The 26,176-nt window shown below is 34.8% G+C and carries 25 protein-coding genes; 3 read left to right on the top strand and 22 right to left on the bottom strand.

The genetic code is table 11. The features are described from left to right. Positions 1-296: 296 nt before the first annotated feature. The 6 genes from lpdA to B5V89_RS16300 form a co-directional block, all read right to left on the bottom strand. Positions 297-1,709, bottom strand: coding sequence for a dihydrolipoyl dehydrogenase (gene lpdA / locus B5V89_RS16325; RefSeq protein WP_066232158.1), 1,413 nt, complete (start codon positions 1,707-1,709; stop codon positions 297-299). Positions 1,710-1,713: 4 nt separating this feature from the next. Then, positions 1,714-3,027, bottom strand: coding sequence for a dihydrolipoamide acetyltransferase family protein (locus tag B5V89_RS16320; RefSeq protein WP_108073002.1), 1,314 nt, complete (start codon positions 3,025-3,027; stop codon positions 1,714-1,716). A gap of 102 nt (positions 3,028-3,129) precedes the next feature. Beyond that, complete coding sequence (locus B5V89_RS16315) at positions 3,130-4,107, bottom strand: alpha-ketoacid dehydrogenase subunit beta (protein WP_066232165.1); 978 nt, start codon at positions 4,105-4,107, stop codon at positions 3,130-3,132. Between the two features lie 3 nt (positions 4,108-4,110). After that, positions 4,111-5,223: a pyruvate dehydrogenase (acetyl-transferring) E1 component subunit alpha gene (gene pdhA / locus B5V89_RS16310; RefSeq protein ID WP_108073000.1), complete on the bottom strand. Its 1,113-nt coding sequence runs from the start codon at positions 5,221-5,223 to the stop codon at positions 4,111-4,113. Positions 5,224-5,708: 485 nt separating this feature from the next. Then, positions 5,709-6,353 (bottom strand): YkyA family protein, encoded by a 645-nt coding sequence (locus tag B5V89_RS16305; RefSeq protein ID WP_108072998.1) that lies wholly within the window; start codon positions 6,351-6,353, stop codon positions 5,709-5,711. A 210-nt stretch (positions 6,354-6,563) separates the two neighbouring features. Further along, complete coding sequence (locus tag B5V89_RS16300; protein ID WP_066232172.1) at positions 6,564-7,337, bottom strand: Cof-type HAD-IIB family hydrolase; 774 nt, start codon at positions 7,335-7,337, stop codon at positions 6,564-6,566. Positions 7,338-7,582: 245 nt separating this feature from the next. On the opposite strand from B5V89_RS16300, the gene B5V89_RS16295 reads away from it, so the two are divergent. Continuing rightward, positions 7,583-7,795: a DNA-dependent RNA polymerase subunit epsilon gene (locus B5V89_RS16295; RefSeq protein WP_108072996.1), complete on the top strand. Its 213-nt coding sequence runs from the start codon at positions 7,583-7,585 to the stop codon at positions 7,793-7,795. Between the two features lie 5 nt (positions 7,796-7,800). Continuing rightward, the gene (rnjA, locus tag B5V89_RS16290; protein ID WP_066227771.1) at positions 7,801-9,468 is read left to right on the top strand and encodes a ribonuclease J1; all 1,668 of its coding nucleotides are present in this window, start codon (positions 7,801-7,803) and stop codon (positions 9,466-9,468) included. Positions 9,469-9,544: 76 nt separating this feature from the next. On the opposite strand, the gene B5V89_RS16285 is transcribed toward rnjA, so the two are convergent. The 7 genes from B5V89_RS16285 to B5V89_RS16255 form a co-directional block, all read right to left on the bottom strand. Continuing rightward, positions 9,545-10,204, bottom strand: a complete 660-nt coding sequence (locus B5V89_RS16285) for a potassium channel family protein (RefSeq protein ID WP_066227773.1) — start codon at positions 10,202-10,204, stop codon at positions 9,545-9,547. Positions 10,205-10,342: 138 nt separating this feature from the next. Beyond that, the gene (locus B5V89_RS16280) at positions 10,343-10,981 is read right to left on the bottom strand and encodes a response regulator (RefSeq protein WP_066227775.1); all 639 of its coding nucleotides are present in this window, start codon (positions 10,979-10,981) and stop codon (positions 10,343-10,345) included. Then, on the bottom strand, positions 10,978-12,024 hold the full coding sequence (locus B5V89_RS16275) for a sensor histidine kinase (protein ID WP_066227777.1): 1,047 nt from the start codon (positions 12,022-12,024) through the stop codon (positions 10,978-10,980). Before B5V89_RS16275 ends, B5V89_RS16280 begins: the two co-directional genes overlap by 4 nt. Beyond that, entirely contained in the window at positions 12,021-12,740 is a 720-nt protein-coding gene (gene liaF / locus B5V89_RS16270; RefSeq protein ID WP_066227779.1) for a cell wall-active antibiotics response protein LiaF, read from the bottom strand. The genes B5V89_RS16275 and liaF overlap by 4 nt, the downstream gene beginning before the upstream one ends. 166 nt (positions 12,741-12,906) lie before the next feature. Then, on the bottom strand, positions 12,907-13,548 hold the full coding sequence (locus B5V89_RS16265; RefSeq protein ID WP_108072994.1) for a PspA/IM30 family protein: 642 nt from the start codon (positions 13,546-13,548) through the stop codon (positions 12,907-12,909). 156 nt (positions 13,549-13,704) lie between these two features. Continuing rightward, positions 13,705-15,522, bottom strand: coding sequence for an ABC transporter ATP-binding protein (locus tag B5V89_RS16260; RefSeq protein ID WP_244913523.1), 1,818 nt, complete (start codon positions 15,520-15,522; stop codon positions 13,705-13,707). Between the two features lie 11 nt (positions 15,523-15,533). Beyond that, on the bottom strand, positions 15,534-17,288 hold the full coding sequence (locus B5V89_RS16255) for an ABC transporter ATP-binding protein (protein ID WP_108072992.1): 1,755 nt from the start codon (positions 17,286-17,288) through the stop codon (positions 15,534-15,536). A gap of 272 nt (positions 17,289-17,560) precedes the next feature. Between B5V89_RS16255 and B5V89_RS16250 the strand changes: the two genes are divergently transcribed. Next, positions 17,561-18,382: a mechanosensitive ion channel family protein gene (locus B5V89_RS16250; protein ID WP_108072990.1), complete on the top strand. Its 822-nt coding sequence runs from the start codon at positions 17,561-17,563 to the stop codon at positions 18,380-18,382. Positions 18,383-18,433: 51 nt separating this feature from the next. Here B5V89_RS16250 and B5V89_RS16245 read toward each other — a convergent pair whose 3' ends face one another. The 9 genes from B5V89_RS16245 to fadH all read right to left on the bottom strand — a co-directional run bounded on the left by B5V89_RS16245 (position 18,434) and on the right by fadH (position 26,050). Beyond that, positions 18,434-19,552 carry an N-acetyldiaminopimelate deacetylase gene (locus B5V89_RS16245; protein WP_108072988.1) on the bottom strand — a complete coding sequence of 373 codons (1,119 nt, stop codon included), beginning with the start codon at positions 19,550-19,552 and terminating at the stop codon, positions 18,434-18,436. Between the two features lie 59 nt (positions 19,553-19,611). Then, positions 19,612-20,313, bottom strand: a complete 702-nt coding sequence (gene dapD, locus B5V89_RS16240; RefSeq protein WP_066227793.1) for a 2,3,4,5-tetrahydropyridine-2,6-dicarboxylate N-acetyltransferase — start codon at positions 20,311-20,313, stop codon at positions 19,612-19,614. 73 nt (positions 20,314-20,386) lie between these two features. Further along, a complete protein-coding gene (locus B5V89_RS16235) occupies positions 20,387-21,274 on the bottom strand; it encodes a transcriptional regulator CcpC (RefSeq protein WP_108072986.1) in 888 nt (295 codons plus the stop codon). 219 nt (positions 21,275-21,493) lie between these two features. Then, positions 21,494-21,940, bottom strand: a complete 447-nt coding sequence (gene cbpB, locus B5V89_RS16230) for a cyclic-di-AMP-binding protein CbpB (RefSeq protein WP_066227801.1) — start codon at positions 21,938-21,940, stop codon at positions 21,494-21,496. A gap of 250 nt (positions 21,941-22,190) precedes the next feature. Next, positions 22,191-22,445: a YkuJ family protein gene (locus B5V89_RS16225; RefSeq protein ID WP_058002465.1), complete on the bottom strand. Its 255-nt coding sequence runs from the start codon at positions 22,443-22,445 to the stop codon at positions 22,191-22,193. A 258-nt stretch (positions 22,446-22,703) separates the two neighbouring features. Further along, positions 22,704-23,339: a DUF3993 domain-containing protein gene (locus tag B5V89_RS16220; RefSeq protein ID WP_108072984.1), complete on the bottom strand. Its 636-nt coding sequence runs from the start codon at positions 23,337-23,339 to the stop codon at positions 22,704-22,706. 221 nt (positions 23,340-23,560) lie between these two features. Further along, positions 23,561-24,445, bottom strand: coding sequence for an acetamidase/formamidase family protein (locus tag B5V89_RS16215; RefSeq protein ID WP_066227806.1), 885 nt, complete (start codon positions 24,443-24,445; stop codon positions 23,561-23,563). Between the two features lie 22 nt (positions 24,446-24,467). Next, positions 24,468-25,190, bottom strand: a complete 723-nt coding sequence (locus B5V89_RS16210; protein ID WP_066227809.1) for a DsbA family oxidoreductase — start codon at positions 25,188-25,190, stop codon at positions 24,468-24,470. 95 nt (positions 25,191-25,285) lie between these two features. Beyond that, positions 25,286-26,050, bottom strand: coding sequence for a 2,4-dienoyl-CoA reductase (gene fadH, locus B5V89_RS16205; protein WP_066227812.1), 765 nt, complete (start codon positions 26,048-26,050; stop codon positions 25,286-25,288). Positions 26,051-26,176 lie beyond the last annotated feature (126 nt).

Here is a 26,176-nt window from a genome sequence, read left to right as displayed (position 1 = left end):
AAAATGATAAATAAAAGAAAACAATAAAAACGATTATCTTATATAGTAAATGATCTCGATGTGAAAGCCAAACCGCTAATGTAAAACAACTCCAAATCATTAATTGAAAAAGAAATGCAACATATTTTTTCATAGCATCACCAAGACTCATAATAATGTTGTTTCTACATGTACCATAATTCTCGTATGTTGATAATATTTATCATATGACCGTATTACCTCATTTTAAAACCTCATTTCAAAAAAAAAGCAAAAAAAATAAACCACAAAGCTGTGGTTTATTTCTTTTTTTGTAATTATTTAACAATGTGAATAGGTGTTCCAAGAGCAACTTCTGCTGCTTCCATTGTAATTTCACCTAATGTTGGATGTGCATGAATAGTCATTGCAATATCTTCAGCAGTCATCCCTGCTTCAATTGCTAAACCAATTTCCGCAATCATATCAGATGCACTTGTACCGGCAATTTGCCCACCGATTACTAAGCCATCCTCTTTACGAGTAACTAGTTTTAAGAAACCATCTGTACTATTTAATGCAAGTGCACGACCGTTTGCAGCAAATGGGAATTTCGCAGCTACAACTTCGATTCCTTCTTCTTTTGCTTGTTTTTCATTATAACCAACAGTTGCAAGTTCAGGTTCAGAGAATACAACTGCAGGAATTCCAAGATAATCAATTTCAGAAGGATGTCCAGAAATCGCCTCTGCAGCAATTTTACCTTCATAAGATGCTTTATGTGCGAGTTGAGGACCTGCAACGATATCACCAATCGCATAAATGTTTGATACATTTGTACGACATTGTTTATCGATATTAACAAGACCACGATCTGTCATTTCAATACCCACTTGTTCTAAACCAAGTTCATCTGTATTCGGACGACGACCAACAGTTACTAAAACATAATCAGCTTCTACGGATGTTTCTTCTCCTTTTACTTCATATGTTACAACAACACCGTCTTCTTTTTCTTCGACACCTTTTGCCATTGCGTTTGTTACAATTTCAGCACCTTTTTTCTTTAAGTTACGAGAAACAAGTGTTGACATTTGTTTTTCAAAGCTTCCGGCAAAAAGTTCGGCGCTTCCTTCAAGGATTGTTACTTCTGTTCCAAAGTTTGCGTAGGCCGTACCAAGTTCAACACCGATAACGCCTCCACCAATGATGACTAATTTCTTTGGAATTTCAGGTAGGCTTAATGCGCCAGTAGAATTAATTACTCGTTTTGAGTATTTAAATGTTGGAATTTCAACAGGGCGTGAACCAGTTGCAAGAATTGCATTTTTAAATGTATATGTTTGTGCGGAATTTTCATCCATTACACGTAAAGTGTTTGCATCAACAAAGTAAGCTTCGCCTTTCACAATATCCACTTTATTGCCTTTTAGAAGACCTTGAACACCGCCAGTTAACTGCTTAACCACTTTCCCTTTCCATTCCTGAACTTTAGAAAAGTCAACTGTAACATTTTCTGCAGAAATACCGATATCGTCAGAATGTTTAGCTGTTTCATAACGATGTGCAGCTGTAATTAATGCTTTTGAAGGGATACAGCCGACGTTTAAGCAAACACCGCCGAGCTCACCTTTCTCAACAATTGTTACTTTTTGTCCTAGTTGGGCAGCACGAATCGCTGCTACATACCCGCCAGGGCCTGCACCGATGACTATAGTATCTGTTTCAATTGGGAAATCTCCTACTACCATTTTATTACGCCTCCATTAATAATAATTCAGGATCGTTCAATAGACGCTTAATATGGTTGAGCGCATATTGAGCGGTAGCTCCATCGATAATACGATGATCAAAGCTCAATGATAATGCTAACACAGGTGCTGCTACAATTTCACCATTTTTTACTACTGGTTTTTCAGAAATTCTTCCGATACCCAAAATTGCTACTTCAGGGTGATTAATTACTGGAGTAAACCATTGACCACCGGCTGATCCAATATTCGTAATTGTACATGAAGCACCTTTCATTTCGTTTGGAGCTAATTTACCATCACGTGCTTTTCCTGCAAGCTCGTTAATTTCTTGAGAAACAGAGAAAACAGATTTGCGATCTGCGTTTTTCACTACAGGAACTAATAATCCTTTATCTGTATCTGCGGCAATCCCGATATTAAAGTAATGCTTATGAACGATTTCACCGGCAGCATCATCAATTGATGTATTAAGCGTCGGAAATTCGCGTAATGCACTTACTAGCGCTTTAACTACATAAGGTAAGAAAGTAAGCTTAATGCCTTTTTCAGCAGCAACTTCTTTGAATTTTTTACGATGTGCAACAAGTTTTGTTACGTCAATTTCGTCCATTAATGTAACGTGTGGAGCTGTGTGTTTAGAATTAACCATTGCTTTAGCAATCGCTTTACGAATTCCACTCATTTTTTCTCGAGTTTCTGGGAATTCTCCTTCAGGGATTGCTACTTTAGCTTGTGCAGCTGTTTCTGTAGTTTCCGCTGCAGTTGTTTGAGTAGAAGCTTCTTCGTTTACTGCTGCACCACCATTTGCATATGCATCAATATCTTCTTTTTGGACGCGGCCATTATTTCCACTACCTTGTACTAAACGAATATCCACGCCTTTTTCGCGAGCATATTTTCTAACTGATGGCATAGCGATTACACGTTTACTAGGATCTGCTTCTTTCGTTTCAGTTGCAGCTTGGGAAGAACTTTCAGTTTTATCTTCTTGTTGAGTGTTTTGCTCAGCTTTTTCTTCAGTCTTTTTCTCTTCTTCCCTTGGACCATGATCCCCTTTAAATTGAAGGTTTTCATATCCTGGCGCATCAAATTTGATTAAAACATCACCTACGATGGCAACTGTACCTTCTTCAACTAATATATCTTCAACAGTACCTGCAACTGGTGATGGAATCTCAACAACTGCCTTATCATTTTGTACTTCACACAGAACATCATCTTCTGCAACTTTATCGCCTGGCTTAACAAACCATTTTACGATTTCACCTTCATGAATTCCTTCACCAATATCTGGTAGTCTAAATTCGAATGACAAGATTGTTCACCATCCTAATTAAAATTTTATTTTGTGTATTGATTGTATCTAAAATTGCATAGCCCTTCGATAGGAAGGGCAAAAATTGAATTTGTTTAATTATTAAAAAGTAAGCACTTTTTTAGCTGTTTCGATAATATCTTTATAGTTTGGTAACCAAACTGATTCTGCTTGTGAGAATGGGTATACAGTGTCAGCAGCAGTTACGCGTAACACCGGTGCTTCCAAGCTCAAAATTGCTCTTTCATTAATTTCAGCAATAACATTTGCAGCAATTCCAGCTTGTTTTTGTGCTTCTTGAACAACAATTGCGCGATTTGTTTTTTCAACAGAAGCAACAATTGTATCGACATCAAGTGGACTGATCGTACGTAAATCTACAACTTCAACAGAGTATCCTTCTTTTTCAAGTTCATCAGCAGCTTTTAATGATTCATGAACCATCGCTCCATAAGTAATAATGGAAAGATCTTTACCTTCACGTTTCACATCTGCTTTCCCAAGAGGAATTGTATACTCTTCTTCAGGAACATCCTGACGGAATGAGCGATACAACTTCATATGCTCTAAAAAGATAACAGGATCATTATCACGAATTGAAGAAATTAATAATCCTTTTGCATCGTATGGCGTAGATGGAATAACGACTTTTAATCCTGGTTGTTGAGCAACAAGACCTTCTAAACTATCAGCATGAAGTTCCGGTGTGTGAACACCTCCACCAAATGGGGAACGAATCGTAATTGGGGCATTTAAGCTTCCGCCTGTACGATAGCGCCAACGTGCCATTTGTCCACTGACAGAGTCCATTACTTCAAATAAGAATCCAAAGAATTGAATTTCCGGTACCGGACGGTAGCCTTCTAATGTCAAACCGATTGCCAATCCACCAATTCCAGATTCTGCAAGTGGTGTATCAAATACGCGCTCTTCACCAAATTCTTTTTGAAGACCTTCAGTCGCACGGAATACGCCGCCGTTAACGCCAACGTCTTCACCGAATACTAAAACATTTTCATCATTACGTAATTCAGTACGTAACGCATCGGTGATTGCTTGAATCATTGTCATTTGCGCCATGGCTTACTTCGACTCCTTTGCTTGATAAATTTCATTTTGTTCTTTTAAGTTATGAGGTAGTTCCTCAAACATAACAGAAATTAAGTCAGTTACTTTTTGTTTTGGCGTATCGTCTGCCTTTTTAATAGCAACTTTAATATCTTCTTTTGCTTGTTCAATGACTTCAGTTTCTTTCTCTTCACTCCAAAGTCCTTTATTTTCTAAATATTTACGGAAGCGGACTAATGGATCTTTTCTTTCCCATTCATTATCTAAATCAGAAGTACGATATTTTGTTGGATCGTCACCTGACATTGTATGTGGTCCATAACGGTAACAAAGTGTTTCAATTAATGATGGACCTTCACCGTTAATAGCGCGTTCACGTGCTTCACGAACAGCGACATAAACAGCTAATGGATCCATTCCGTCAACAAGTTGCCCCGGAATTCCTGCTGCTACAGCTTTTTGTGCAATTGTTTTTGCTGCAGTTTGCTTTTCACGTGGAGTAGATATAGCAAATTGGTTATTTTGAACAACAAATACAGCAGGAGCTTTGTATGCACCAGCAAAGTTTATCCCTTCGTAGAAATCACCTTGAGATGAACCACCATCTCCTGTATATGTAATAGCTACAGCTTTTTTACCGCGTTTCTTTAATCCAAGTGCTACACCTGCAGTTTGTACATATTGTGCACCAATAATAATTTGTGGTGGAAGAATGTTAAGTCCTTCTGGGATTTTCATACCTTCAACATGTCCACGGGACCATAAAAATGCTTGGTGTAATGGTAGGCCATGCCAAATAATTTGTGGTACATCACGATAGCCAGGAAGGATATAATCCTCTTGTTCCAACGCGAAGTGCGAAGCAATTTGTGATGCCTCTTGTCCTGCTGTAGGAGCGACGAACCCTAAACGTCCTTGTCGATTTAATGAAATTGAACGTTGATCCAAAATACGTGAATAAACCATACGGCGCATTAATTCTTGAAGTTCCTCATCTGAAAGATCTGGAACAGCAGATTCATTAACGACTTCGCCTTGTTCATTTAAAATCTGGAACATTTCGAATTGCTCTTCTATTTTTTCGAGCGTTTTCTTTGCATCGAATTGTGCCTTCTTTGTAGAAGCCATAAAAAGTCACCAATCCTTTCTCATAATAAAAAAATAAATGATTTATTACATACAAATATAGGTTACCCAAAAACATACCGGAGAACCAATAAAAAATTCGCGATACCAGTGTTTTTACCATAACCATTTTTTCTAGCTACTAGATAACATTTCATAAATAGAATGTAATAGTTATCTAAAATGACCTGTATTAATTAAATACAAAAAGAAATTAATACAATATTTATTGAATACATTTAATAGATTACATCAATATAATCACCTCGTCAAATAATTAATTCTTGTACATTCATTATTTTCTCGCTATAGTTTTGCGCATCAATTTTGTGTGTTTATTTTCTTCTGTACTAATTCATCAACAGATCTGTATTAGTACAAATTGATCCTTATGTAAGCGTTAGCAAATTGCTGCTCATTGTTTTTTTATCCGCTGTTATATGACAATATGTTTCAGTTAACAACAAAAAAACTAGCCAATTTGTTAGCTAGTCAATTTTAATATGTGCATCTTGATAAAACTCCATCTTACTTTCATTAAACTCTTTAGTCCGGTCATTAAAAAGTTTATTCATTTTTAATACTTCAGAATAAGCTTGATTTGTCAGCGCTATTTGTTTTTCTAAATCGTCCATTGATAAATTTTCTGTTTTTAACATTTTATATAGCTTACTATTTGTATCAATTCCTTGATTATATGCCGTATAAAGTTGATCATGTGCTTTATAGCGTTCCTGCATTAAATGATAAAGTTTAATTGCTTCAGTTTTTACTTTTTTAGCTTCAATTTTATTTATTTGAGGTTTCATTTTAGAAAATTCTTTTTTAGATGAAAGAATTGATTCTTGTTCAACATCCATTCGTTCTTGTCGTTTTGCTAAATTTTCTAAAGCAGAATCGGATAATTTCTCAATTTTATCCATATCATTCATTCCAAGATTGATAATTTTATCAAAAATCTTCTTTTCTTGCGATTCTAATTCCTTCAGCGGTTTTTGCTGCTTATTAAATTCCTTTTCTTTGGATACCGTTTTTTCTAGTATTCGATAAATTTTTTCTTCTGGACTTTCTTGACATCCCGCTAGTATTGCAATAACTGTTACACAAATAAAAATAATGCGAAGTTTAGTCACAAATGCTCCTCCTTACACTGTAACATTTAAACTATATCGATTATTGCGAAATTTAACAATATGTAACGAATATATAATTGTTGGCTTGTCCAAAAGTTATTTTTTATAATTTATTCAAAAATAAGCGTTAATATGCCTTTTTCTCTTATTTCAAACAAAATAATTCTATTAAATAGAAAAGCCAAGAAAAAATTCTCGGCTTTTACTTTTTTACGATATAAAATTGAAATGTTTTAATCCTTGATAGATTCCCGCTTCTGATACATCTGAAGTAATATAATCCGCGTATTGTTTTACCGTTTCGCTAGCATTTCCCATCGCTATTCCGGTTCCAACTGTTTCTAGCATTTCTATATCATTCAACCCGTCTCCAAAAGCATATACATCATCAATTTCAAATCCGATTTTTTCTATCAATATCTTTATTCCTTCGGCTTTCGATCCTCCGCTGGGGATTACATCCATCGAAAATTCATGCCATCTAATGAAATTAAATGGTTGGTAGTTATTCAAATACAAACTTTCTTCTTTTTCCTCGCAAAATAATAGAGCTTGATAAATTTCTTTATCTTTATAAAAATTCGGATCAAATGCGGGTGATGCAACCTTTAAACTTTCTATACTTGTATTAACGAATGGATGATTTTGAGTATTCGTTGTCATTGTTTCCTCGTTTAAGAATACTATAGGATGTTTATGATTGTTGGAGTCATCAATTAACTTTTCTAATTCTTTTTGATTAAGAGGGTTTGTATAAATAACTTCATTTTCGAATACAACGTATTGCCCATTAAAACATACATAGGAATCTATCTCTAACTCTTCTCTTAAATCTTTAAACATAAACGGTGCACGTCCGGTAGCAATTGCTACATACACTCCGTTATTTTTTAATTGGGTAATGGCTTTCTTTGTTGATTCCGGCAACTTCTTCTCATGATCCAATAAAGTTCCATCAATATCAAAAAACACAATTTTCTTCATTTCTCTACTCCTTACATGTTGTAAACTTCCTGAGGTTAAATTAATTTATAATCAAATAATTGTAGCATACTTAACTTTGTTTATGAAATTTGATGGCATAATTCCAATTATACCCTTGAAGAAAAATTGTATTATTGAGTAGAATATTATTAAGTTTAATCTTGGCCGCCTTTACTTTACGAAAAATTACATTAAAATAGAATATAGAAAAGTTACATTTGATAACGGAGTTAGGAGAGAAAAAAATGATTTATAAAGTTTATTATCAAGAAAGTAAAGATGAAATAGCAGTTCGTGAAAATACGAAAACAATGTATATTGAAGCGGACTCAGAAAGAGAAGTACGTTTATCTTTAAAAAACCGTCAAATTAATATCGAATTCGTACAACTCTTAGAAGGTTCTTACCTTGAATACGAAAAAAACCATAAAAATTTCGAGCTATCGGAGACTAGATAACCTATATGAAATTTGTAAAAAATGATCAAGCAGCCGTATTTGCCCTTGGCGGTTTAGGGGAAATCGGAAAAAATACTTATGCTGTACAGTTTCAAGATGAAATTATTTTAATTGATGCCGGGATTAAGTTTCCGGAAGATGAATTATTAGGAATTGACTACGTAATACCGGATTACACTTATTTAGTAAAAAACGAAGAAAAGATTAAAGGCTTGTTTATTACCCATGGACATGAAGACCACATTGGCGGAATTCCCTACTTATTAAGACAAGTAAATATTCCGATTTATGGTGGAAAACTTGCCTTAGGGCTAATTAAAAACAAGTTAGAAGAACATGGTTTATTAAGACAAACTAAATTTCATGAGATTCAGGAAGAAGACGTAATCAAATTCAGAAAAACATCAGTCACGTTTTTCCGAACTACTCATAGTATTCCTGACTCTTACGGAATTGTTGTCAAAACACCACAAGGGAATATCGTTCACACAGGTGATTTTAAATTTGACTTCACACCGGTTGGTGAACCAGCCAACTTAACGAAAATGGCGGAGATAGGTAAAGAAGGTGTACTTTGTCTACTATCAGATAGTACAAATAGTGAAGTCCCTCATTTTACAATGTCTGAACGACGCGTCGGTGAAAGCATTCAGGACGTATTTAGAAAAGTTGATGGAAGGATTATTTTTGCAACATTTGCATCGAATATCCATCGCCTTCAACAAGTAGCGGAAGCGGCTGTAATGAACGGCAGAAAAATAGCTGTGTTCGGACGAAGTATGGAAGCAGCAATAAATATTGGACATGATCTTGGTTATATCCAGTGCCCAAAAGATACATTTATTGATGCACAGCAAATCAATCGATTACCAGCTAATAAAGTAACTATTTTATGTACTGGTAGCCAAGGTGAACCAATGGCTGCACTTTCTAGAATTGCTAATGGAACACATAGACAAATCCAAATTCAACCTGGGGATACGGTAGTCTTTTCTTCTTCACCTATTCCTGGTAATACGATCAGTGTAAATCGTACAATTAATCTACTTTTCCGTGCCGGCGCGGACGTTATTCATGGACCACTTAATGATATTCATACGTCTGGTCACGGTGGACAACAAGAACAAAAATTAATGTTACGATTAATTAAACCTAAATTTTTCATGCCTATACATGGTGAATACAGAATGCAGAAGACACATGCTCAGTTAGCAATTGATTGCGGTGTCCCTGAAGAAAACTGTTTCATTATGGATAACGGCGAGGTTCTTGCATTAAGCAGCGATTCAGCGCAAGTTGCCGGAAAAATCCCATCAGGATCCGTGTATATTGATGGAAATGGAATTGGAGATATCGGTAATATCGTCTTGCGTGATCGACGTATTTTATCGGAAGAAGGTTTAGTTATAGTCGTTGTTTCAATTAATATGAATGACTTTAAAATTGCTTCAGGTCCGGATATTATTTCAAGAGGATTTGTTTATATGCGGGAATCAGGAGATTTAATTAACGAGGCACAAAATCTGATTTCTAAACATCTAAACAAAGTAATGGAAAGAAAAACATCACAGTGGACTGAGATTAAAAATGAAATTACAGATACACTCGCTCCATTCCTTTATGAAAAAACAAAACGCAGACCGATGATAATGCCTATAATAATGGAAGTTTAAATAAGAAAAGCGAAAGGCTAGACGTCGGAACTGGACAATAATAAAAAAGGAACATTCCAATTGGAATGTTCCTTTTTTATTGGGATAGTTTTTTCTCAAATCGATGGATGTCTGTATCTGCTCCAATAATAATTAGAACATCATTTGGTTCAATCGTGTCATATGCTTGAGGTGAAATGATCATCGTTCCACCGCGTTTAATAGCAACAATATTCAAGCCATATTTTGCACGAATATTTAAATCAACAATTGTATTTCCAACTAACCATTCATTAGCCACGATCTCTGCTATACTGTATTCATTTGATAGTTCAATATAATCCAACACATTATTAGAAACGATATGATGGGCGATTCTTCTTCCCATATCCCGTTCAGGATGGACAACATGATCTGCTCCGATTTTATCCAGAACTTTCGCATGATAATCATTTTGTGCTTTAACGGTTACATTTTTCACTCCGATTTCCTTAAGCATTAATGTTGTCAGTATACTTGCCTGGATATCGGCACCAATCGCCACAATCACATGATCAAAATTTCTAATTCCGAGGTTTTTTAATACTGTTTCATCGGTTGTATCGGCAATAACCGCATGTGTGGCGATTGAAGCAAATTCGTTTACCCGATCCTCGTCTTGATCTATTGCCATTACTTCCATACCTTGATCCGCTAATTCTTTACATATACTTCCGCCAAAACGCCCTAAACCAATGACGACAAATTCTTTTTTCATTTTTATTCCTCCACCTAAAGATCACTAATATCTTTGATTTTAGCATATATAACATTAATAGAACAGAACATTTACTTCTTTCCTTCGTAAAGAACAAAAAAAGAGAGGATAAGGGCTTAAATAGTCCTCATCACACTCCTATTCTTTTTTTATTAATTGGTGTTGAAATGCATATATAACAGCTTGCGTACGGTCTTGCACTTCTAGCTTACTTAAAATATTACTAACATGTGTTTTAACCGTTTTTAATGCGATAAACAATTCATCAGCAATCTCTTGATTAGTCATCCCTTCGGCCATAAGTAATAAGATTTCTATCTCTCTATTCGTCAAATCATCATGTAAAGGTCGTTTATTCCCTTGCTTCATTCGCATCATCATTTTACCGGTAACTTGTGGTTCAAGAACAGATTGTCCTTCATATGTAGATCTCACAGCCTCGGCAATATCATTTGCTTTAGAAGTTTTTAACATATAACTTGTCGCACCAGCTTCTAAAGCGGGATATACTTTTTCATCATCTATAAAACTCGTTACGATAATAATTTTTGCTTCCGGCCATTCTTTAATGATCTCCCTCGTTGCTTCTATTCCGTCCATCTCACTCATTACTAGATCCATGAGAATAATATCCGGTCGCAATGATAGGGCAAGCTTCACTCCCTCTTTGCCATTTGCCGCTTCACCGACAATTTCGATATCTTGTTGAATTGAGAGAAAAGCAGAAACACCGATTCGAACCATTTCATGGTCATCTACTAACAAAACTTTTATCATACCACTTCATCCTTTTCTTTTATAATAGGAACCCTCACTTCAATGCTTGTTCCTTTTGTCGGGAGACTAATCATTTTTATCGTTCCACCTATTTCAGCAGCGCGTTCACGAATGTTTTGCAAGCCATAGGAACCGGCTTTTTCCTTCCCCATTTCAAATCCAATCCCGTCATCAATTATTTTTAATAAGACAAATTGTTCAAGCTTAATTAATAATAATTCCATCGTACTAGCCTTCGCATGACGGAGTGTATTTGAAATCGATTCTTGCATAATACGGAATAAATGATCTTCTACCCCTTTATCAAGCTTTACATTTTCAATTTTCCAAGTAACTTTTAGTGGGAGTTTTGCTGTTAATTCATGCAATAGCTCTTCTGCACCCTTTTTCAAACTTTTTCCTTCTAATTGTATAGGTCGTAAATGAAGCAGAAGGGCTCTCATTTCAGATTGTGATTCATTAATAATTTCTTCCACTAACTTCATTTGTTTTACAGTAATGTTAGCATCTGGATTAGGATTTTGATTAATCGCCGATAAAAGCATCGTTGCAGCAAAAAGCTGCTGGCTTACCGAATCGTGGAGCTCCCTTGCTAAACGATTTCGCTCTTGTGATAATACTTCTTGTTTCATGCTTTCATTCCAATCTGCACGTTCATTGGCAAGCTTTTGTGAGGCCTTTACTTGCTCATCAAACCGATTTTGGATACGCTGAAATCGCTCATATAATATGGATACTTCAGGTAATTTTTCTGCAGGAACTTTCGCTAAATCAAATTCACCCTTCTCAAGGTCAATTAAATGACTTTCTACTTCTTCCAGTTTCTTTTTCATCAAATATCCAATGACTAATCCACAAACGATTCCGATAATTATACTTGTAATAATAATAAATACAAAAACTGGGATAAGAAATATTTGCTTAAAGAACAGTGCATTATACCAATCGATTTTAACAGCTTGAATATAAATTGCGGAAACAAAAATCGCTATTACAAGAGAAAAGGAACTAAAATATATTAAAAATGTTTTCTGCATATTCATACGTGTTTCACCTCAAAATCACCAATCGGCAATGAGGTAATGATTTTTATTTTCCTTGAAGATTCTTCATAATTCTCCGAGTAATAGATAATGTTTTGATTAAATACATTCTCTTCCATATCATAAATTTTTACATTTCCAGTAAATGAAGAGTGGTTAACTGTTATCGCTACATCATATGGGATTAACAGCTGAATATTTCCGGCAATCCCTCTAATCATTACAGTTGATTCCCCTAATGGAAGCATTGTCATACTTAAATCAATAACTGTTTTCCCTAGCCCACATTGGATATTAATATCGTCCCATTCATATATATTGTTTTCGATCCGTTGGCTTCCAAAAAGTTTATTTTTAATATATGGTTGTTTTCGATTGATCTTAGCGTGTGTAGAAGGATCCACTGTTTCCACTTTAATAATTTTTGGTTCCTTCTTTTTCTTCCGATAGCGGAATAAAAGATAAATAAGAATTGAAAACATAAGAATTTTGAAGACAACTGTAGTAAGGATCGTTATGATACCTATTGAAATACCAATAATGATAAAAATAATACCGGAGGACCTATTGTTTTTTTTCCATCCAAAATAAATGAGGAGTGCGCTTATTCCAAGCATTATAAGGGACTCTGAATTAAATGAAATTTCAAATAAAATTCCGACAACGGCAACTAAGATTATCCATGTGGGCATGTTTTGATCTGATCTTGTTCTCATGTTGCCTCCTTCTGTCATTTATGACGAATTAAAGTTTTCACATACTTTTGTTAAACATGCGACGAGGGGGTGTCCAAAAGTGTTTGCAATCACTTTTCAGACATCCCCTTATCGCTAAAAACATTTTATTCTACTGTTCGCTTTTAATATTATCATGGATTACCATTTATTTAATAGATGTTTCTTTGTTTTTCAGCCCTTTTTCAAGTTCAGAAATACGAGAATCAAACATACTCATGTTAAAGCCTGAATTTAATTTAGCTTCAAGATGATCTATATACTTTTCAGTTTCCTCAAATCTTCTATTTGATTTTCCCATTACCGAGTCATCCAATATATGATTCATTTTCTTCGTTACCTTTATAACATTTTCCCTGCCCATTAATTCTAATCGTTTAATTTGCATATCCTTTAACTTCATTTTCATTTCACGGTGTTTCTTCTCTAACACTTCCAATTGATTCGATGCTTCGTTAAAAGCCTCTCTAAGGCTAAGTGCTTGCGTCTTATAAACTGCTTCTTCATCAATGGCTATTTGATGTAATTCTAGTTCATTCGCTTCTAATGCAATTTCTGCTTGCTTGCAGCGTTTGTCGGCCATAAATTCTGTTTGTTTTAATTCACGAGCAAATTCTTCCTTAAGTAAATATTGTCTTTCAATTAACTTCTCTATTTTTTTAGCCTCTTTCTCACTGTCCCGTAAATATTGGTTAAGCAAGCCGATAGGATTTTTCTTTTCTTTTGTTTCCATTGCATCATGCAGATCTGCCATTACCGAATGTTTAATCCGATCAAATAATGTTGACATGTTATCTCTCCTTTTTATCAATTCGATATATCTAATCATAAGAAAAAATTGAAAAATCGATAACGATCCCTAGCTTTATTTTTCTATACGACTTAAGGCGTAGATTATATTTGAAGCATATGAAAAAGGATGACTGGGTGTCATCCTCTCTCCTTGCTACATAGCTTCTAACATTTTAAATTGTGCTTTGACTAATCGGTAGTATTCACCTTGATATTTCATTAGTTGATCATGATTTCCTTCTTCAATGATCTTCCCATGATCAAGAACAAAGATTTTATCAGCCTCACGAATAGTTGATAGCCGATGGGCAATGATTACAGACGTTCTTCCCTTTAGCAATGTTCGTAACGCAGTTTGTATTTGTACTTCTGTTTCAGTATCAATACTTGCTGTTGCCTCATCTAAAATAATAATTCGTGGATCTGCAAGCAATGCTCGCGCAAAGGATAATAGTTGTCGTTCACCAACTGACAATATATTTCCTCTTTCTTCAACTTGCGTTTCATAACCGTTTGGTAGCATTTCAATAAACTTATGTGCACCAATCGCTTTAGCAGCAGTAATTGCTTCTATATCCGATGCATCCGGACGGCCGAATTTAATATTTTCCATTATTGTTCCGGAAAAAATAAATGTATCTTGCAAAACAACACTGATTTGGTTTCTTAAACTCTTTAAAGAGATATCTTTTAAATCATAACCATCAATCTTTACTACACCGCCAGTTGGATCGTAAAAACGACTGATCAAATTCGCAATAGTTGTTTTTCCGGAACCTGTATGACCCACTAGTGCAATCGTTTGACCTGCTTTCATTTCAAGATCAATCCCTTTAAGGGCTAAACGATTATCATCATATGAGAATTCTACATTTTCAAACCGTACATGCCCTTTCATTGCCTGCAATTGGATTGCCTTTTCACTTTCGTGTACAATTGGTTTTTCATCTAAATATTCAAATATTCTTTCCGAAGATGCCATTGCCATTAACAATTGATTATAAACCTGACCGATTCGAGAAATAGGCTCCCAGAACATTCCTAAATAAAAGGCGTATGAAACAAATTCGCCAAGATTCATCGCATCCGTACGTATTAGATGGGAGCCATACCAGATGAGGACTGCTGAACCAACGGCATTTGTTAGTTCAATCAACGGTCGAAAGAAAGCATTCTTCTTCGTAGCAATTCTCCAAGCTTCATAGTTTTCCGTATTTACACCATCAAAGAATTTCATATTTTCTTTTTCCTGTGTAAAAGCCTGTGTAACACGTATACCTTGAATACTTTCGTTCAAATGTGAATTTAATTTCGATTGTTTGATTCTCATAAACTGCCATGAGCGACGAATGTTTTGTCTAAGCTTTGTAGAAATGAAAAACATAATTGGCAATATAATAAGAACCGCTAACGTTAATTGAGGGCTTAATGTAAATAGAATGACAATGACCCCAACTAACATAATCATATCCATTAATAAGTTAACGACACCATTTGTAAACAAATCTTGAAGTGAATTTGTATCATTCATGATTCGAACAAGAATTGAACCTGCTGATCGCTGATCAAAAAAACGATGGGATAATTGCTGTACATGTATAAATAAGTTTTTCCGAATATCATATATTACCTTTTGTCCAAGCTCATTCATCCACCGTATTCTGAAAATATTAGCTCCATACGATATCAAATATAACGCAGCAATTAAGACAACGATAATCGTTAAAAAATCTCCATCCTTCTGTCTTATTCCTTTCTCAATCGCAAATACCCCGATTAAAGTAGGAATAATCAATCGGATTGCTGTATTCAAAAGCATTGCCGCAAATGATTTTGGCAGCAAATTTTTAGAATATGGTTTTAAGTAATTCAAAAGTCGAAGCATTTGTTTCCAGTTAAAAGGTTTATCAATAATCTGTTCAGTCGAATAATTAAACCTTTCAACTTGTTTGTCATTCTTTTCCTTAGCCAATGAATGTCACCTCATCCTGTCTGGGATTGCAGTATGGCCTGCTGATCTTTATATTGAATTTTGTATATCCGCTCATATGGTCCGCCATTTGCCAATAGATCGTCGTGTATTCCTCTTTCGACGATTTTTCCGTTTTCTAGCACGAGGATTTCATCAGCATGTTTTAGCGATGATATACGATGAGCGATAATAAATGTTGTTCTATCCTTCATCACTTGTCGTAATCCTTCTTGAATTTTAAATTCAGTATCCATATCAACTGCACTTGTTGCATCGTCTAAAATCAAGATACTAGGATTTAGACATATAGCACGCGCAATCGCGATTCTTTGTTTTTGACCACCGGATAAGCCAAGTCCTCTTTCCCCAAGCATTGTATTGTATCCATCGGGTAATTCCATAATAAAGTCATGTGCTTGTGCTCTCTTTGCTGCTTCAACAATCTCTTCCATCGTTGCATGTGGACGGCCATAAGCAATATTCGCTTTGATTGTTGATGAAAATAAGAAAGATTCCTGTAAAACAATCCCTATATTTGAACGCAATGATTGAATTGAATATTCATTAACCGGTTTTCCATCAATTAATACAGTTCCTGAGACTGGTTCATAAAATCGCGTCATTAATTGGGTAATGCTCGTTTTTCCGGAGCCAGTTGCACCAATTAACCCGATAACTTTTCCCGGTTCTGCTTTAAAATTGATATTTTTTATCGCGGCATTTTCATCTCCAAAATATTGAAGAGTTACATCTTGAAATTCAACTTCACCTTTAAAGCGTTCAGCTTCAAATGCATCCTGTATGTCAACGATTTCATTATCAGCTTCTAAAATTTCTAATAATCGCTCCCCGGATGCTTTTGACTGTGAAAATAAATTAATGGTGAAACCAAGATTGATAATTGGCATGAGGATATAGCCTAATAGACTATAAAAGGCAACAAGTTCACCTGGCTTTAAACTACCGTTTATAACAAGAAATCCACCATAGGCTAATAAAATAATAATTCCTAAGTTACCTATTAACTCCATCAAAGGAAAATACTTCGCCCAAATATTCGCTGTGCTTATTTGCTGGTCTCGATAATCATCATTAGAGAAATTAAACTTTGATGTTTGAAAATCTTCTCGCGATAATGATTTAACCGTATTGATCCCGCTAATATTTTCTTGCACATTCGTATTAAGCTTTCCAAATGATTTTCTAATTCCTCTAAAAGCAGGATGGACAACCTTATCAAACTTATAAACTGATATTGTTAGAAATGGCAGCATAATCATTGTCATCAACGTTAGTGATACAGAATAGTAAAACATGACACTGAAGCTAATCCCTAAAATCAAAATAAAGCGTAATGCCTCAGAGAATCCAAATGATAAGAAAAAGCGAAATCCTTCTACATCTGCTGTTAGGCGCGACATTAAGTCACCGGTTTTCGCATTATCGTAATACCGAAATGGTTGAAATTGAAGTTTTTTATAAAGTTCATTACGGAGACGATAAACAGAGGTTATTCCGAATAGGTCGCCAGTGTATTGTTGAATAAAGGTCGCAACCCCTTTAACGAGCATAAGTATAACAAACCCAATTGATAAGTATGGTATCATTTCATATTTCTTATCATATATGACTTCATCGATTGTTAATTGTAAAATAATTGGATAAATGATTGTTATTGCCGTAACAATAATTAAAAAAAACATGGACGTTATAAACAAGCGTTTATATGGCATATAAAAGTTTTTTAGCTTTTTAAACGTATCCATTTCATTCCCCCCACTTGAAAAAATTAATATAAACGTAATATTAAATATAACGGTTATCGAAATATTTATCCATCATTTTGTTCTAATTTTTACAATTTTTTTTTATTTCCCTATATTCAAAGATATAAAATAAATCAAATGATAATTTGTAAATAAAATGTAAAAGGATTTCAATTTGATTTTGCTTTAATAAGGGTTATCATTTTAAAATAGAGGGAATATATATAAGCGCCTCTTGAACAACAGAGATAAGTATTGAAAGGATGTATTAAATGGATTGGCTTACAAAGAAATTAGTAGATTTTGATTGGGCAGGTTTTCTGCTTGATGTCGGGATGTTTTTATTAAAATTAGTAATTATCTACATTGTTTATAAAATCGTTAAAGTGATTGGAAAGAAAATAATTCACTCTTCTTTTGAAAAGTATCAAAGCAAAATGTCGATTTCTAACGGAAGAACAAAGACCCTGCAAAATTTGGTAGACAATACGTTTTCATATGTTTTAGTTTTTATACTTTTTGTAACATTACTTCAAACGTTAGGGATTAGAACGACAGGAATACTTGCCGGGGCAGGGATTGTCGGCTTAGCTGTAGGTTTTGGGGCTCAAGGACTTGTCAGTGACGTTGTTACGGGATTTTTTCTTTTACTAGAAAAACAAGTAGATGTTGACGACTATGTAACGATCGGAAGTTTTTGCGGAGTTGTAGAACAAGTGGGTTTACGAACAACAAAAATTCGATCTACAGATGGAACAGTGCATTTTCTTCCAAATCGCCAAATTACCACATTAAGTAATCATTCACGCGGAAATATGCAAGCACTGGTTGATTTCTCAATTGGAGACCCTGCTTCAATCGACCATGCGATAAATGTGATTCAACAAGCGTGTGATCAAATAGCAATTGAAGATGATAATATTGTAGAAGGGCCCAATGTTTTAGGCGTTCAATCATTCGAAAGTTCGGATGTAGAGCTACGAGTTATAGCTAGAACAAAGAATGGGAAACAATCAGGTGTTGAGCGAAAGTTGAGAAAAGTGATTAAAGAAACCATTGATTCGCAAATAAAAGTAAAAGAAAATTCTAATTAAGTATAAAAAAGATAGGTGAAAACTTTTTACCTATCTTTTTTATTTACTAATTTATAATGATTGAATATATTCAACGATTGTGTTAATAGAGAAATCAATAGCACCCTCTTTTGGGTTTAATTTGGCATGGTGCAATCCGTACGGTGAATCGACGCCTAGCCAAAACATAAATCCCGGAATTTCCTTAAGCATGTATCCAAAGTCTTCCCCGGTCATTGCCTCCTTACAAATAAATAGATTCACATCATTTTTTTGCTTCAAAAACTCTATGAAATGCTTTGTTGGTCGTTCGTGATTGTAAACTTGATGATACATGCTGCCATAATCAATTTTGGCTTCACATTCGAACCCATTTTCTACTCCTTTAACAAGTGCTTCAATCCTTTTCTTGACCTTTTTCATCGCTTCAACTGAAAGGGTTCGAATGGTCCCTTCCAGCCTTGAATTTTCGGCAATGATGTTTTGAACTGTCCCACCTGTAATTTTACCTACTGTAATAACAGCACTATCAAGCGGATCAACATTTCTTGAAACAATGGATTGGAGCTGGGTAACTAAATAAGAAGCTGCTACAACCATATCGTTCGTTTGGTGAGGATAGGCAGCATGCCCACCTTTTCCTTTTAGATCAATAAACAGTTCGGATGTATTAGCAAATAACAGCCCTTCTTTAACGGCAATTGTGCCAACGGGATACTCTGGTGCAATATGTAAGGCAAAGATAAGATCCGGCTTCCATTCTTTAAATTCTTTACTTTGTAATAGTGGTTCCGCTCCACCAGGACCCTCTTCAGCAGGTTGAAAAATAAAAAGTAAATCGTCTTTAATCGGATGATTAACAAAATAAGTTAAAACACCTAAGGCAATACTCATATGAAAGTCATGACCACATGCATGCATCCTACCTTCGTGCTCTGATTTAAATGGTAAATTTGTTTGTTCTTCAATTGGCAGTCCATCTATATCTGTTCGATAACCAATTGTTTTAGATGGATTGGTTCCGAATATTTTAACTAGCAGACCAGTTCTCCATTTGCGGATTTCATACCGATTTCCGGGTAGTTGTTGAAGATAATTTAGAAGATATTCTTGTGTTTTAAACTCTTTAAACCCAAGTTCAGGGATTTTATGCAGTTCACGGCGAATATGCACAAATTGGCTTTGTTCCATTTTCTATTTCCCCTTTTATAAAAAGCCCGGCACGTTTGCCAGGCTCTAGAAATTGTTTCTTAAAGATTACGAAGTTCTTGTTTAATTTCAATTTTTGATTTTGTTTTTTCATCGATTTCTTTTAATTTTTTAGCTGGAACTCCGGCAACAAGCGTGTTCGGAGGAACATCGCTCACTACTATTGCTCCTGCAGCAACTACAGATCCTTTTCCAACGGTTACACCTTCTAGGATGACTGCATTTGCGCCGATAAGCACATCATCTTCAATAATAACAGGTTTCGCAGATGGCGGTTCAATCACTCCTGCTAACACAGCTCCTGCTCCGATATGGCAGTTCTTTCCAACTGTTGCACGTCCACCTAATACGGCATTCATATCAATCATTGTGCCATCACCAATAACAGCACCAATATTAATTACTGCCCCCATCATAATAACTACATTATTACCAATTTCAACTTGGTCGCGAATAAATGCACCCGGTTCAATACGAGCATTTATATTTTTCATGTCCAGCAATGGGATTGCAGAATTGCGTCGATCATTTTCAACTACATAATCTTCAATTTTATCCCGGTTTGCTTCCAACACTGCGGATATTTCAGACCATTCACCAAACACAACTCCGCTGTTTCCATTAATAAATGTTTTGGCATGATCGCCAAAATTTACACCAGTTAACATTCCTTTTACATAAACCTTTACTGGTGTTGTTTTCTTGCTATTAGATATAAAAGAAATAATTTCATTAGCATCCATTAGGATTAATCCCCCTTCTATTATGTATGAAAATTACTTTATCAAACTAAATGTTGATATACAAGATAAAAGATTAAAATATATGTGGTTGGTTTGCTATAAAATCATTTACCACTTCAACAAAAGCTTGTACTTGTTTCAATTCAAAGGCAGATTCATAGCCAAGTAACCATGTATCACGTTTTAATCTTTGATCATGGTCACCTTTCAATGGAATCTTATACATATCTTTTGCAGATTCATTTAAAGTAATCGCTGGTAATATCGCATATCCGATTCCATTGAAAGTCATTTGCTTACATGTTTCAATTTGATCAACGACAATCGTTCGTTTAGGGGTCGTCTGAAATTGACGATGCCACCAATCTTGAATTTCTTGATAATAATTGGAGTCACTTTTAAATTGGATGAAAGGCCGATCTGTTTTCAACACATCTTCCACATGTTGAATTTCTTTATCTACCAAATATAGAGTGTCTTCAAATAAATGCAATTTATGTCCTTTCCAATCTGTCGAGCCGCGAAGAATACCAATATGGACTTCATCATCATAAAGTGATTTTAATATTTCACTACTCCATCCGGTCATTAATGAAATTTTCGCATGTGGATATCGATTCACAAATGTTTTCAAAACTTTAGGGAGCCAGTTTTGTCCAACAATTGAAGCGCAGGCGATTTTTAATGTACCATGAACTTTAGACTCTAAAGTTTGGATTTGTTCTTTAACCTTCTCCTCTTGATCTAAAACATTATTTGCAAACCGAATCACTAACTCACCCGAAGGAGTTAAGATCAATCCTTTTTGGGTTCGCAGAAATAATTTAGTTCCCCATTGCTTTTCAATATTTTGCAATCTTTGTGATAATGCAGGCTGAGAAACGAAAAGACGTTCTGCAGCTTTTCGCATATTCATTTCTTCCGCAAGAATGGATAGCAGATAAAATTCATTCGTCGACATACACATACCCCAATAAGTTTTACTTATATTATATCAAAAAAGAAAAGNNATCGTAGGGAAAAGCCCTGAAGTTTTCTAGTCGATAGGCGCTGGAGCTAGACAAAGCAGATAATTTTTTTGGAACATTAATCCCAAAAAATTTATATCCTTCTTACTTTTTAAAAAAATAAGCTCCAAGTAATAGGAGCTTATTTTTTTACCAAATCATACTTTTGAAAATTATAAATGATTTAATTTTTGTACATGCTTCTTTAATTCTTTTAGTAATGATCTTCTTGTGAAAATTCCGGCAAAAAATCCTTCCTCATCTTCTACACATAAAAATGGATGATCGATAAGAAGACCTAAAGCTTTTTCAAAGTGATCATCAATTTTTAGCCGTGGAATTTTAGTTGTCATGACATCTTCAACTTTTTTTTCACTAAGTTTTTCAAATTCAATTCTTTCAAGCCCTAAAATAGATTCAGTAATTAAGGATGAACTAATAAGCCCATGTAATTTGTATTTTGGATCTAATACTGGGATCGCTGAATAGCCGCTTTTTGTAAGTACTAATAATGCATGTTCCAGACTATTGCCCACCTGAACATGGGCTACTTTTTCTGAAGCAATCATAAAATCATTGATTTTTGGTTCAAGAAATTCGTTACTCCGTAAGGAAATCATAATAAAACTCCCTTGTTATGTTTTAAGGTTTCCCTACATCATTTTATCATAAGACAAAGAATTAAGTATCGATAAAGCATATAATAAATTATTTCTTTTTTTGAAGTATCGTTTTAATCTCTTGCAATTCTTTTTTCGTACTAATCAACTCAGCTACAATTAGCAACATTAATAACAATTGAATCCCTACTAATAAATAAATCATATTATCCTCCCCTTCTCTATAAAAAAAGAGCCCTAATTGAAGGCTCTAAGATGGATTCTTTTCTTCTTGAACAAGATCGAAAATTTCTATGGCAGTAATATCAATATCATCGAATTGGTATTTATTCACTTTCTTATCTTCATCATATTCTTCAAGTTCAAAAGTATCTGTAGCAGGGAAGAATTTCACTTGACATAAGGTTTTTCCGTTCACTTCAAATCTCCGTTGTTGAATTTCACCGGTATCTTTTGCATCCTGCATTGCCTTTAGTCTTTGGATTATACCTAATAGTTGGGACATAATTAACTCCTTTCCTAATTACGCTTGTTTCACAATTTAAGTCACCGATTTATCATAACCTAAACGAGAAATGATTACCACTCTCAATGTACTTAAACAAACATGATTTAATATTGCCATTATTCATAAACGGAAATCTTGAATTTTAATCCTATTTATTTCTCTATTTTATCATTCCCGAAAGTTGAATTCTAATAACTACAATGGGATTAATTGCGGAGAAAAAAGAATAAAGAAAGCAGACATTCCTGCTTTCTTTCAAATGATTCGTAAAAAGGAGTGATAACTAAAAAAGCGATGATGGAATTCCTTTAAAGGATGGTTTAGGAGCATATTTTCATTTAATGTAGAAAATGAATGGACTATAGAACCATTCGTTCCTGTTGTACCCTTTTGTTTGCTTTCTATTTGTTTTACAATTTTAGGAGGTATTTTATCTAAAACCTCATCAACCTTCCACTTTCCATCTTCATGAATTAATCGTACACCTTTGTAATCTTTTTCATATTTCACAGGCCCTTCTTGATGATGATTAATAGATTCAACAACATAATAACAATTTCCGTCCTTTACCACTTTAGTATATTCATCATAAGAAAAGAAAGGAATATAGTATAATGGAAAATCAGTTCCGAAAGTTTGGTAACCATGGTCAGTTTTAACAAGGTTTTCTTTAAGAAATAAAGGAATAAACTTTTTCGTAAAATATGGTTCCATTAATTCATTAATTTCGTTTAGTGACCGTTCCTTTTCACTTAATTGTACTTGAGCATCGAAAGCTCTTTTTACGATTGGTTTAATCGAAGAATCATCTGTACTTGCATACACATTAATTGCTTGTCCACCACAAATAATGATTAAAATAAAAATACTTACTGCAGTAAAAACTCGCATTATTATTCCTCCTTCTATTGTGAAGCATAAAAACTGTTTCCACACATGTTACCTGCAAACTAATTGTAGCAATAGAAAATTGTCGATATACCCAAAATGTTTCGTAAAAATCAAACAAGAACTGACAAAGATTATATTACATTATATTCCCTCATAAAAAGTATTTTATCTAGTTCAATAGCACTAAAAAAACCATCCTAAACGGATGGATCTCACTAGATTTAGAAAATATTCGATAATACTGTTTTTGGTATAACTATTCTAACCGTAACTAACGGATTGACAATTTGACTTATTTGAAGATCACAAACCGCGCTGAGTAGCCTATAGGCATCATTAAATGATAATGCAAGCTTTTTTTCAAATAAATGGACGACTGCTTCCATTCCTTTGCTTGATGCTTGTTCCAAGTTTTCGGCAGAAGAAATATACATAAATGATTCTTCTGTTTCTACGATTGGCATAGGAATTGCTTCATGAATTTTTGACAAAGTCATTGTAACTTTCCCACCAATTTCTACACCAGAACCATTCAGTTCTCCATCGCCCATCGTTGCATGTAAATCTCCTAAAGCTAACATCCCCCCATCATGAAAGACCGGAAGATATACTTTGTTTCCGGTAGTAATATATTTAGTATCCATATTACCACCGTGATCACCGGGTGACTCACACAAAACATCCCCTTCAAGCGGAGCCGTACCAATCACACCAATCATCGGCTTAATAGGAAGTTCAATTGCATCATTAAATGAAATTTTCCCATTATTAACGTCGAAAATTCTCGTATCTGTCTCTTTCACCAATTCCCCAAGGGGCCCCATTCCAGGATATAAGACCATTACACCCTTTTTATCTAACTGAATATCTTCGATGTCAACAACAAGTGTTTCTCCCGATTTTAGATTATTTATAAAAATTGGACCTGTTGCCGGATTAATATAATCAATTTGCATATTTGGTCGCAACTGCTCAGCGCTTGTAATGGCCCCTCCATAGCAATCAAATGTTTCAACAGAAAAAGTTTCACCTAAATCAACTGTATATGCAGGTTGATGCCTAGAAGAAAAACTTAATATAGATTTCCCTTTTTGAAGTGTTTTCAAAAGTTCCCCCACCTTTTATCCTTTAGTCTTCTGAAACAAAACAACCTTCATCCGTACAGTATTCACTTTTTGCTTTATTAGGATTGATCATTTTCAAAGGTGTTTTCCCTTGTTCCTCTTCCCATACCATGTTTAATGCATTTACAAATGCTTCAACAGGTTGTGCACCGGAAATAGCGTATTTTTGATTTAATACAAAAAATGGGACGCCTGTAATTCCTATTTGTTTAGCCTCATCCTCATCATCTCGCACAGCATCTGAGTATTTTGACCCATTTAGCATTTCAATTGTTTCTTCACGATTTAAGCCGATTTCCTCTGCCAAATCTGCTAAAGTATTTAAATCACTTATTTTTTTTGAGTCTGTAAAATATGCTTTTAGTAATCGTTCAGTCATTGCCGCACCAAACGATTTTTCTGCAGCAAACTTCGCCAATCGATGGGCATCGAATGTATTTGTCGGGATCATCGAATCAAATTTATAAGTTAATCCTATTTCTGCCGCTTGTTCCCCTATATTTTCATTTGCTTCTTTCGCTTGCTCTATGCTCATACCATATTTCTTTGCCAATGCCTCATGTATATTCAATTTATTATTCTTACTCGCATTTGGATCTAATTCATAGCTTCGATAAGCGATTTCCACTTGATCCCTTTCCGGAAACTGTTCTAATGCCATTTCGAGTCTTCTTTTACCTATATAACAAAATGGGCAAACAAAATCAGACCATATTTCTATTTTCATCTATAACACATCTCCTTAGCTTAGACCTTTTCATATTATAATAACACTCTCGTATAGAGGTTATCACGAAAAGTGCTTCACTATAACAGTTTGTGTTAAAAAGGATATTGATTTAACCATTGACCTCCATCCATTGTGATACATTCACCATTTATATATGCTGCCTGTTCAGAAAAAAGATAATAAGCCAAGCCCGCAATTTCTTCAGGTGTTCCTAATCGTCCTAGTGGTACACTATGTAGTGTTCTTTTTGCAGCCTCCTCTGATTCCCAAAGTTTATCCGCTCCACCGGTTCTTTCAATTGGTCCAGGTGCAATGGCATTCACCCGTATTCCATATTTTCTTCCCCATTCAACCGCAAGTGTGCGGGTCAAAGACAATACTCCAGCTTTAGCTGCAGCGGAATGTACGACACCAGGACCAGCATCCCAAGCATATGTTGCTACCATATTGATTATGCTTCCTTTAATCTTATTCTCAATCCAATAGTTTCCTACTGCTCTTGAACAATAAAAAGTTCCATTTAAAACAATATTTATGACAGAATTCCAGCCATTTACCGATAACTTTTCCGCGTGAGTAATAAAGTTTCCTGCTGCATTATTTACCAGAAAATCAATTCTGCCAAACTTATCATTTACTTCCTGCACCATTCGTTCAACATCTTCCGGATTTCTTACATCCATCTGTACAGTCAAAATATTAGAATGAAATTGAAGTAACTCCTTTTTCACATTTTCGAGGCGTTCTTCATTTCTTCCAGTAACAACAACACTTGCTCCTTCTTTAGCAAATCGATACGCCATATGCATTCCCATTCCACTAGAACCACCAGTAATAATAACAACTTTATCTTTCAATTACGTCTCCTCCTTCATGAATGAATACTCACTCATATTGTAACATGAAGTGATTTGAAATATTACAAATTATTTTCATAAAAACAATGCAAAAATAAAAGGACCGAAAAACAGTACCTGTAGAGT

The sequence above is a fragment of the Heyndrickxia sporothermodurans genome, from assembly GCF_003055045.1.
GTDB lineage: Bacteria > Bacillota > Bacilli > Bacillales > Bacillaceae_C > Heyndrickxia > Heyndrickxia sporothermodurans.
The sequence above is the reverse complement of the archived record's forward strand: the minus strand, read 5'-3'. Positions and strand labels throughout refer to the sequence as shown.